Genomic DNA, 9,911 nt, shown 5'->3' on the forward strand with positions numbered 1-9,911 from the left:
GCCCGCCCCGAAGGACGGTCCGGCGCCGGCCGCCGTGATCCCGTGGGGACTCCGGGTGGCAGGCGAAGCGGGCTGGCGGCTGCTGGTACTCGCCGGCGTCGTCTGGGTGCTCATGGAGGTCATCAGCGCCATCAGCATGCTGGTGATCGCCTTCTCCGCCGGCCTGCTGATCACCGCGCTGCTCCAGCCGACCGTCTCCCGGCTGCGCCGCTACGGCTTCGGCCGCGGCCTGGCGACCACCACCGTGTTCGTCGGCGGCTTCGGCATCATGGGACTGATCGGCTGGTTTGTCGTCTGGCAGGTCATCGAGAACCAGGAGGACCTGGTCAAACAGGTCCAGAGCGGTATCGACGAGCTGCGGGTGTGGATCCTGGACAGCCCGTTCAAGGTCACCGACGAGCAGCTCAACGACTTCGTCGACAACCTCAACAGCTGGATCGGCGAGCACAGCCAGGAGCTGACCTCGGCGGGCATCGAGGGCGCCTCCTACCTCGTCACCTTCTTCACCGGCGCGGTCCTCGCCGCGTTCGTCTGCCTCTTCCTGCTCTACGACGGCCGGCGGATCTGGCAGTGGTGCCTGAAGTTCGTGCCGCTGGTCGCCCGGGAGGGCGTCGCCGGTGCCGGGCCGCGCGCCTGGGTCACGCTCACCGGGTACGTGCGCGGCACGGTGATCGTGGCGTTCATCGACGCGGTCGGCATCGGCATCGGTATCTACTTCCTCGGCGTGCCGATGGCGGTGCCGCTCGCGGTGATCGTCTTCCTCTTCGCGTTCATCCCGATCGTCGGCGCCCTCCTCTCCGGAACGCTGGCGGTGATCGTCGCCTTCGTGACCAACGGTCTGACCACGGCGCTGCTGGTGCTTGCGGTGGTGCTCGCGGTGCAGCAGCTGGAGGGCAACGTGCTCCAGCCGCTCATCCTCGGCCGGCTCGTGCAGGTCCATCCGCTGGCGGTGGTGCTCGCGGTGACCGCCGGAACGCTGCTGGCCGGGATTCCCGGCGCGGTCGTCGCGGTGCCGCTGGTGGCGGTCGCCAACACGGTGGTCGGTTATCTGCGTGCGTACGCGGAACAACAGCATCCGACACGACATCCGGTGCACGGCTCCACCGTCTCCGAACTGTCCCCGGCGCTGCCGGCCGCCATCCCGGGCGAGGGGCCGCCGCCTGCGCGTCCCGTCGGTCCGGCCCCCAGCGCCCCGCCCGGCGGCCCGTCACGTCCGGAGGGCGAGGCCGAGCAGCCGGAGCAACCACCGCGCGAGACCTGACGCCACGCGGGCGCGAGGGACGCGCGCGCCCGCGGTCAGTACGGCGCTTCGTGCGCCTCCGCGAACGCCTTCAGCCGCAGGGTGTCGGCCGCGGTCCAGCCCTCCGGGGGGATGACCGCGGCCCAGCCCTCGACGGCGTTGGTGCCGTACCGGTGCCCGTGCGGCGCGCCGACCCCGTAGGACATCGCCATGTCCACGGTGAGCTGCCAGAACGTCACAAACGGGAACCACTGGGCCTCCGCGCTGACGTCAGGCCCGGTCGGCGGCCGCAGCCACTCCGGCGAGCGCACCGCGAGCCCCGGCGACCACCACACGATCGGGTCGGAGGCGTTCTGCAGGTAGACCACCCGCGGCCGCTCCCACGGCGCGCCCTCCGGCAGCAGGAGGTCCCGCTGCGGGTACTGGGCGAACCGGACGTGGCGCCCGTTGTCGTAGACGGGCCGCCACACCGGGCTGCCGGGATCGCGCCGCTCGGTCACCTCGGTGCGGATCGGGCTGTAGTTGGGCGGCCCGACCAGCAGTGCGCCGTCCGTCCTGGCCAGCAGGTCGCCCACGCCGTCGAAGGCGTCCTCCACGGCGGTCGCGCCCAGGCTCTCGCCGAACACCACCAGGCGGGGCCGGCGGTCCTCGGGCATCGACTCCAGCCGTTCCTCCACCGCCGTCACCAGTTCGCGGGTGGCCCGACCGGCCTCCTCGCGGTCCACCAGGAACGACACCCAGCTCGGCAGGTAGGAGTACTGGATCGCCACGACGGCGGTGTCGCCGTTGTACAGGTACTCCAGCGGCTCGGCGGTGCGGGCGTCGATCCAGCCGCTGCCGGTCGTGCCGGCGATGGCCAGCACCGCGCGGTCGAAGCCGCCGGTGCGGTCGAGTTCGGCGATCGCGAGCTTGGCCTGCTCGGCGTAGCCGCCGCCCGCCGCCCGCCCCACGTACACCCGGACGGGGTCCATGGCCTCCTTTCGGGTGAAGGAGCTGATCTGCTCGCGGCTGAGCACGCTGCCGGTGAAGTTGCGGCCCTGGTAGCCGAGGTCGTCCCAGGCCACGAGTGATTCCGGGCTGCCGGAGACGTAGGGCGAGTCGGACTGGACGACGCCGTCCTTGGTGCTCTGGTCGGTGTTGGCGGCGATACGGGACGCCATGTCGATCACGCCGCGTTCGAACACGACGTTCTTCGCGCCGAACATCACCACCACCGCGCTGATCAGCAGTCCGGCGAACACCGCCAGCGGCTTGGGGACAAAGCGCAGCAGCACCCGGATCAGCGCCCGGGTGCCGAGCCGCACGAGCCGGGCCAGTACCAGCAGCAGCCAGCACAGCGCGATCGCGATCAGGGTGATCATCAGCGAGTGCCAGGTCAGCGTGGGCGGCAGCCCTTGGAGCTTGCGCAGCTCCCGTTGCATGTGCGCGGACTCCGACAGCAGCAGCACCGTCAGCAGCGGCGCCAGCAGGAAGAACGCCTGCCAGGCCCGCACCCGCACCCGGGTGCGGGTCGGCTCGCTCGGGCGCCAGCGCACCACCGCGGGCACGACCCAGCTCAGCAGCGCGCCCAGCGCGTAGCCGATGGCCGAGGTGATGCCGCCGACCAGACCCTGGAGGTACCACGGTCTGGGCACCAGGGAGGGGGTGAGGGAGAGCCAGTAGAAGAGGGTGGCGGTCACGGTGGCCGTGAGGTCGGGCCAGCGGCGCACCAGCCAGGTCTCGTTCGGCCGTTCCCAGTAGGGCTGCCGGGCGACGGTCAGTGCGACGTCCGCGCAGCGGCGGGCCGCGCGACGGACGGCGTCGGGCAGCGGGCGGCCCACGAGGTGCCGCTGCTGGGCTACCGGGGAGCTGCCTCCCTTGGTGTCCAGCATCAACGTCGCTCCCCGTCTGTCATCAGCCGACACCGACCCTAGATGATCGGAAGGCCAGTCTTATGGACGCACCGGCGGCCCGTCGGGTTGTGTGCCCGGTTGCCGTCGTGAATTCCCCCGAGGAGCGGCGTGGCCGGCCTAGCAGCGGTTGCCGGTGCGTCACGGTGGCGTTCTGATGAGGAGTGGCGTCGGCCTCCTCGGCCTCCGGCCGTCCCTTGTCGTCGCCCACCCGCTCAGCGTCCCCACAGGGGAGGAACCGTATGCCCGAGACGCCGCAGGGCTCTCGCCCCGCCGACTACACCACCACGACCGCCGGCATCCCCGTGGAGAGCGACGAGCACTCGCTCACCGTCGGCCCCGACGGCCCGATCCTGCTCCAGGACCACTACCTCATCGAGAAGATGGCACAGTTCAACCGGGAACGGGTGCCGGAGCGGGTGGTGCACGCCAAGGGCGGCGGCGCCTACGGGACTTTCGAGGTGACCGGCGACGTCAGCCAGTTCACCAAGGCCGACCTCTTCCAGCCCGGCCGCAGCACGCCGATGCTGGCCCGTTTCTCGACCGTGGCCGGGGAACTCGGCAGCCCGGACACCTGGCGCGACCCGCGCGGCTTCGCGCTGAAGTTCTACACCCGGCACGGCAACTACGACCTCGTCGGCAACAACACCCCGGTGTTCTTCGTCCGGGACCCGCAGAAGTTCCAGGACTTCATCCGCTCGCAGAAGCGCCGCCCGGACAGCGGGCTGCGCGACCACGACATGCAGTGGGACTTCTGGACGCTCTCCCCGGAGTCCGCGCACATGGTCACCTGGCTGATGGGCGACCGGGGCATCCCGCGTACCTGGCGCCACATGAACGGCTACGGCTCGCACACCTACATGTGGGTGAACGCGGGCGGTGAGAAGTTCTGGGTGAAGTACCACATCAAGACCGACCAGGGCATCGGCTTCCTCACCCAGGCGGAGGCCGACGCCCAGGCCGGTGAGGACGCCGACGCGCACCGCCGCGACCTGCACGAGGCGATCCGCCGCGGCGAGGCGCCGACCTGGACGATGTACGTGCAGGTCATGCCGTTCGACGACGCGCCGGACTACCGGTTCAACCCCTTCGACCTGACCAAGGTGTGGCCGCACGGCGACTACCCGCTGGTCGAGGTCGGCCGGATGCGGCTGGACCGCAACCCCGAGGACCACTTCGTCCACATCGAGCAGGCCGCCTTCGAGCCGTCCAACCTGGTGCCGGGCATCGGCCCGTCGCCGGACAAGATGCTGCTCGGCCGACTCTTCTCCTACCCAGACACCCACCGGTACCGGATCGGTCCCAACTACAACCAGCTGCCGCCGAACCGCCCGCACTCGCCGCTCGGCTCGTACAGCAAGGACGGCGCGATGCGGTACGAGCCGGCGCGCACCGGCGCGGTGTACGCCCCGAACTCCTACGGCGGTCCGGCCGCCGACACCGCCCGGTTCGGCGAACCGGCCGGCTGGCTCGCCGCCGGTGAGATGGTCCGGCACGCCTACACGCTGCGCAGCGAGGACGACGACTGGCGGCAGCCGGGCACGATGGTCCGCGAGGTGCTGGACGACGCGGCCCGCTCCCGGCTCGTCGACAACGTGTCCGGGCACCTGGCGAACGGGGTGAGTGCCCCGGTGCTGGCACGGGCCGTCGGCTACTGGCGGAACGTCGACAAGGACCTCGGCGACCGGATCGCGGCCAGGGTGAACGGCGGCTGAGTCGCCCTCCCGCACGCAGGGGCGGTGCCGGTCCACGAGGCCGGCACCGCCCCACCGCGTTGCGTGAAACCGCAGTTCAGCGGCGTGTTCAGGGTGTATCCACCACGGCTATACATCGAGTGTATAAACCTCGTGTATAGTCCTTGCCATGTCCATCAGTCACACACTGCTCGGTCTCCTGGAGGCCGGGCCGCGACACGGCTACGACCTCAAGCGCGCGTTCGACGAGCGGTTCGGTCATGACCGTCCGCTCCACTACGGGCAGGTCTACTCGACCATGTCGCGGCTGTTGAAGAACGGCCTCGTCGAGGTGGACGGCATAGAGGCGGGCGACGGTCCGGAGCGCAAGCGCTACGCGATCACCGACGCCGGCATCACCGACGTCGGCAACTGGCTCGGCACACCGGAGAAGCCGGAGCCGTACCTCCAGAGCACGCTCTACACCAAGGTCGTGCTCGCCCTGCTCACCGGCCGGGACGCCGCCGAACTGCTGGACACCCAGCGGGCCGAGCACCTGCGCATGATGCGCGAACTCACCCGCCGCAAAACCGGGGGTGACCTCGCGGACCAACTGATCTGCGACCACGCCCTTTTTCACCTGGAAGCCGACCTGCGCTGGCTCGAGCTGGCCGCGGCGAGGCTCGACAAGCTCGCCCGAGAGGTTGGCGCATGACCAGCAGTACCACGGGGGGCGCGGGCGCCCTGCTCACCGCGACCGCGCTTCGTAAGACCTACGGCTCCACGTCCGCCCTGGACGGCGCCCACTTCAGCATCAATCCCGGCGAGATCGTCGCCGTCATGGGGCCGTCCGGCTCCGGCAAGTCCACGCTGCTGCACTGCCTGGCCGGCATCGTCACCCCGGACGAGGGCACCGTCCACTACCGGGGCCACGAGCTGTCCGCGATGTCGGACGCCGAACGCAGCGCGCTGCGCCGCGGCGACTTCGGCTTCGTCTTCCAGTTCGGCCAGCTCGTTCCCGAGCTGACCTGCGTGGAGAACGTCGCACTGCCGCTGCGGCTGACCGGCGTCGACCGCAGGTCGGCCGAGGCGAAGGCCGTCGAGTGGATGGAGCGCCTGGAGGTGGACACCGTCCGGCACAAGCGGCCCGGGCAGGTCTCCGGCGGCCAGGGGCAGCGCGTGGCGATCGCCCGCGCGCTCGTCGCCTCGCCCCGCGTCCTCTTCGCCGACGAGCCCACCGGCGCCCTGGACTCCCTCAACGGCGAACGGGTCATGGAGCTGCTGACCGAGGCCGCCCGCGAAACCCGCGCCGCCGTCGTGCTCGTCACCCACGAGTCGCGGGTGGCCGCCTACTCCGACCGTGAGGTCGTCGTCCGGGACGGCAAGGCCCGCGACCTGGCCGGCATGGCGGGCGCGGCATGATCAAGGTCTGGATACGCGACCTGCTCATGGGAGTCAGGTTCGCGGTCACCGGCGGTCGCCCGGGGTGGACCCGCACCCTGCTCACCGGGACCGGCGTCGGACTCGGTGTGGCCGTCCTGCTGCTCGCCGCCTCCGTTCCTTCCGCCATCCACGCCGGCGACGTGCGGGACGCGGCGCGGCAGTACCAGTACACCGAGGACGCACGCCCGACCGACACCTCCGTCGTCGTCGGCCACGTGTTCACCGAGTACCGGGGCAAGGTCGTCGGCGGCATGCTGCTCCAGCCGGACGGCGACCCCGAGAAGACCGTCACCCCGCCCGGCATCAACCGGGTGCCGGGCAAGGGCGAGATCTACGTCTCCCCGAAGCTGAAGCGGATGCTCGACGGTGGCGACGGCGAGCTGCTCGCCGAACGCTTCGGCAACGCGAAGGTGATCGGCACGATCGGCCCCGACGGGCTCAGCGGCCCCGCCGACGTCCGCTTCTACCTCGGTACCGACACGCTCACCGCCGAGGAGGACGGCACCCGGACGGAACTGTTCGGCTTCGCCACCGCCGACAACGACCCGCTGCCGCCGAGCCTGCTGGTGCTGGTCATCGTGATGGTCGTGGTGCTGCTGCTGCCCATCGCGGTGTTCATCGCGACGGCAGTGCGCTTCGGAAGCGAGGGCCGCGACCGCCGGCTTGCCGCCCTGCGCCTCGTCGGCGCGGACAGCGCCATGACCCACCGCATGGCTGCCGGTGAGGCGGTCACCGGTGCGACCTTCGGCCTGCTCTTCGGCGGCCTCTTCTTCACCGCCGGCCGCCTCCTGGTCGAACGGTTCGAGGTCTTCGGCTACAGCGTCTACTCCGCCGACGTGGTGCCCACCGGCTGGCTGGCCGCGCTGATCCTGCTGCTCGTGCCCGCGTCCGCCGTGATGGTGACGCTGCTCGCGATGCGGAAGGTCGCGATCAGCCCGCTCGGCGTCGCCCGCGAGGGCACCGACCGCGGCCGCCGGCTGTGGTGGCGACTGGTCGTCCTGATCGTCGGCGCCGTCAGCCTCGGCTTCTTCGGCCCGAGCATGCGCGGCGGCGACCAGGTCAACGAGTGGGGCATCGCCGGCGGTGTGCTGCTCACCCTGGTGGGCGTCACCCTGCTGCTGCCCTGGGCCGTGGAACGCGTGGTCGGCCGGATGCGCGGCGGCCCGCTCTCCTGGCAGCTCGCCACCCGCAGGCTGCAGCTGAACAGCGGCCTCGCCGCCCGCGCGGTCAGTGGTGTCACCGTCGCCGTCGCCGGCGCGGTCGCGCTCCAGATGCTCTACTCCTCCGTCGAGTTGCGGGACCGTCAGGAGACCGGCCAGGATCCGAGCCGGGCCACCATGGCGGCCTCCCACTACGACATCGACGCCCCCGAGGCGCTCGACTGGATCGAGCGGATTCGCGAGGTCAAGGGTGTCACCGAGGCGAACGGCTTCCTGGTCGCCGACCTCGTCAACGAGCGGACCAAGCCGGACGACGACGGCTGGCGCCACGCCCACCGGGTGAAGATCGCCGACTGCGACACCCTGCGGCTGCTCGTCAGGACCGACGGATGCCGGGACGGCGACGTCTTCTTCGTCCCCGACCCGGAGGAGGAGGAAGGCCCGAGCCCGGTCAGGCCCGGGGACCGCTTCGACCTGCGTGCCGACCAGAACGCGGAGGCCAAGCAGCCCACCCCGCTGTGGTGGACGGTCCCGAAGGACATGCGGGCCGCGTCCGCCATCGCGAACCCGATGGGCGAGCTGTCCCGCGGTCTGTACGTCACGCCCGGCGCGATCGACGTGAAGGAGATCCGCCACACGTGGCTCGAGGCCATGCTGACCACCGACCCCGCCAACCGGGACACCGTCGAGCACGTCCGCAACCTCGCGCCCGTCACCGACCGGGGTTTCCAGACGTACGAGCTGTCCATGACCACCAACAGCGACGAGTTCAACGGCATCCGCAACGCGCTGATGATCGGCGCGGTCGTGATCCTGCTGCTCATCGGCGCCAGCATGATCGTCTCGACGATCGAGCAACTACGGGAGCGTAAGCGGCAGTTGTCGGTTCTGGTGGCGTTCGGCACCAAGCGCTCCACGCTCGGCATGTCGGTCCTGTGGCAGACCGCGATCCCGGTCGTACTCGGCCTGGTGATCGCCACGGGCGGCGGCATCGGCCTGGGTGTGCTGCTGCTGCGGATGGTGGACGAGAGCGCCACGGACTGGCTCGCGTTTGTGCCGCTGGTCGGTGCGGGGCTGCTGATGATCGCCCTCGTGACACTGGCCAGCCTGCCCTCGCTGTGGCGGATGATGCGGCCGGACGGCCTGCGGACGGAGTAACCGCCACGACGTCACGCGGTAAGCCGCGCGCGATCCGGGTCCCGGTCGGCACCACAGGGGGGTGCCGACCGGGACCCGGCCGTTCCCGGAGCCGCAGCCCCCTGGCGCGTTCCCGCCGCCGTCCCTTAAAGTGCTATCACTTAGTTAGCACGACACGGGGAAAGAAACGGGGCCCGCATGACCGAGACCATCAACACCGAGAGCGCCGAAGGCCCGTCCGGCGCCGCCGGCAGAGCCGCCGCCATCGACCAGGAGCCGCGGATCGACGGCCCCGACATGCCCACCGCGCCCGTCACCGAACGACCCGCGCACAGCCTCTCCGGCGGCCTCGGGCTCCTCCTCGCCGCACTCGGCCCGCTCGCCGGAATCGGCCTGATCATCGGCGGCGTCGTCGTCGGCTTCGACCCCGGCGACCAACCGGCGATCGGCGTCACGATGATCGTCCTCGGCGCGCTCACCATCCTCATCTCGCTGTTCGCCTGGAACGGCGTCAAGATGGTCGCCCCCGGCGAGGCCCGGGTCATCCAGCTCTTCGGCCGCTACGTCGGCACCCTCCGCACCGACGGCCTGCGCTGGGTCAACCCGCTGACCAGCAGCACCAAGATCAGCACGCGCGTCCGCAACCACGAGACCGCCACCCTCAAGGTCAACGACGCCAACGGCAGCCCCATCGAGATCGCCGCCGTGGTCGTCTGGCAGGTCGAGGACACCGCCCAGGCCGTCTTCGCCGTCGACGACTACGAGGAGTTCGTCACCACCCAGACCGAGACCGCCCTGCGCCACATCGCCACCCACTACCCCTACGAGGCCGACGGCGACACGCTCAGCCTGCGTGACAACGCGGTGAGCATCACCGACCGGCTCTCCGCCGAGGTCGAGGCCCGCGTCGCGGCGGCAGGAGTCACAGTCATCGAGTCCCGCTTCACCCACCTTGCCTACGCCCCCGAGATCGCCTCCGCGATGCTCCAGCGCCAGCAGGCCGGCGCCATCATCGCCGCCCGCAAACTCATCGTCGAAGGAGCCTGCGGCATGGTCGAGGAGGCCGTATCCCGCATCAGCGAAGGAGACTTCGTCGACCTGGACGAGGAGCGGAAGGCCGCCATGGTCTCCAACCTGCTGGTCGTCCTCTGCGGCGACCGCGCCCCACACCCGGTCGTCAACGCGGGCTCGATCTACCAGTGACCGAGCGGCCCTCCCGCCCGGCACGCAAGCAGGTGCTGCTGCGGCTCGACCCCGCCGTCCACGAGGCGCTCGCGCGCTGGGCGGCGGACGAGCTGCGCAGCACCAACGCGCAGATCGACTACCTGCTGCGCCGCGCCCTCCGCGAAGCGGGCCGCCTCCCCAAGAA

8 protein-coding genes are annotated in these 9,911 nt (G+C 70.9%); 7 read left to right on the top strand and 1 reads right to left on the bottom strand.

The window, feature by feature from the left end; all coding sequences use genetic code 11:
- Window positions 1–1,261 (top strand): AI-2E family transporter (locus FNX44_RS18460; RefSeq protein ID WP_143649395.1); only part of this gene is annotated, 1,261 nt, incomplete at its 5' end.
- Between the two features lie 35 nt (window positions 1,262–1,296).
- On the opposite strand, the gene FNX44_RS18465 is transcribed toward FNX44_RS18460, so the two are convergent.
- Window positions 1,297–3,111, bottom strand: a complete 1,815-nt coding sequence (locus tag FNX44_RS18465; protein WP_143649396.1) for an alpha/beta hydrolase — start codon at window positions 3,109–3,111, stop codon at window positions 1,297–1,299.
- A 260-nt stretch (window positions 3,112–3,371) separates the two neighbouring features.
- On the opposite strand from FNX44_RS18465, the gene FNX44_RS18470 reads away from it, so the two are divergent.
- The 6 genes from FNX44_RS18470 to FNX44_RS18495 all read left to right on the top strand — a co-directional run.
- Window positions 3,372–4,844: a catalase gene (locus FNX44_RS18470; RefSeq protein ID WP_143649397.1), complete on the top strand. Its 1,473-nt coding sequence runs from the start codon at window positions 3,372–3,374 to the stop codon at window positions 4,842–4,844.
- 148 nt (window positions 4,845–4,992) lie between these two features.
- Window positions 4,993–5,517 carry a PadR family transcriptional regulator gene (locus FNX44_RS18475; RefSeq protein WP_143649398.1) on the top strand — a complete coding sequence of 175 codons (525 nt, stop codon included), beginning with the start codon at window positions 4,993–4,995 and terminating at the stop codon, window positions 5,515–5,517.
- The gene (locus FNX44_RS18480; RefSeq protein ID WP_143649399.1) at window positions 5,514–6,224 is read left to right on the top strand and encodes an ABC transporter ATP-binding protein; all 711 of its coding nucleotides are present in this window, start codon (window positions 5,514–5,516) and stop codon (window positions 6,222–6,224) included. The genes FNX44_RS18475 and FNX44_RS18480 overlap by 4 nt, the downstream gene beginning before the upstream one ends.
- The gene (locus FNX44_RS18485; RefSeq protein ID WP_143649400.1) at window positions 6,221–8,563 is read left to right on the top strand and encodes an ABC transporter permease; all 2,343 of its coding nucleotides are present in this window, start codon (window positions 6,221–6,223) and stop codon (window positions 8,561–8,563) included. Before FNX44_RS18480 ends, FNX44_RS18485 begins: the two co-directional genes overlap by 4 nt.
- Window positions 8,564–8,740: 177 nt before the next feature.
- Complete coding sequence (locus FNX44_RS18490) at window positions 8,741–9,745, top strand: SPFH domain-containing protein (RefSeq protein ID WP_143649401.1); 1,005 nt, start codon at window positions 8,741–8,743, stop codon at window positions 9,743–9,745.
- Window positions 9,742–9,911, top strand: a 170-nt coding sequence (locus tag FNX44_RS18495; RefSeq protein ID WP_143649402.1) for a type II toxin-antitoxin system antitoxin, incomplete at its 3' end; no start/stop codon positions are given. The genes FNX44_RS18490 and FNX44_RS18495, both read left to right, overlap by 4 nt.

The organism is Streptomyces alkaliterrae, assembly GCF_007097205.2.
Classification (GTDB): domain Bacteria; phylum Actinomycetota; class Actinomycetes; order Streptomycetales; family Streptomycetaceae; genus Streptomyces; species Streptomyces alkaliterrae.

Coding starts and splice junctions, on each gene's coding strand:
- FNX44_RS18465 (WP_143649396.1), bottom strand. CDS start 3,111: ATGCTGGACACCAAGGGAGGCAGCTCCCCGGTAGCCCAGCAGCGGCAC.
- FNX44_RS18470 (WP_143649397.1), top strand. CDS start 3,372: ATGCCCGAGACGCCGCAGGGCTCTCGCCCCGCCGACTACACCACCACG.
- FNX44_RS18475 (WP_143649398.1), top strand. CDS start 4,993: ATGTCCATCAGTCACACACTGCTCGGTCTCCTGGAGGCCGGGCCGCGA.
- FNX44_RS18480 (WP_143649399.1), top strand. CDS start 5,514: ATGACCAGCAGTACCACGGGGGGCGCGGGCGCCCTGCTCACCGCGACC.
- FNX44_RS18485 (WP_143649400.1), top strand. CDS start 6,221: ATGATCAAGGTCTGGATACGCGACCTGCTCATGGGAGTCAGGTTCGCG.
- FNX44_RS18490 (WP_143649401.1), top strand. CDS start 8,741: ATGACCGAGACCATCAACACCGAGAGCGCCGAAGGCCCGTCCGGCGCC.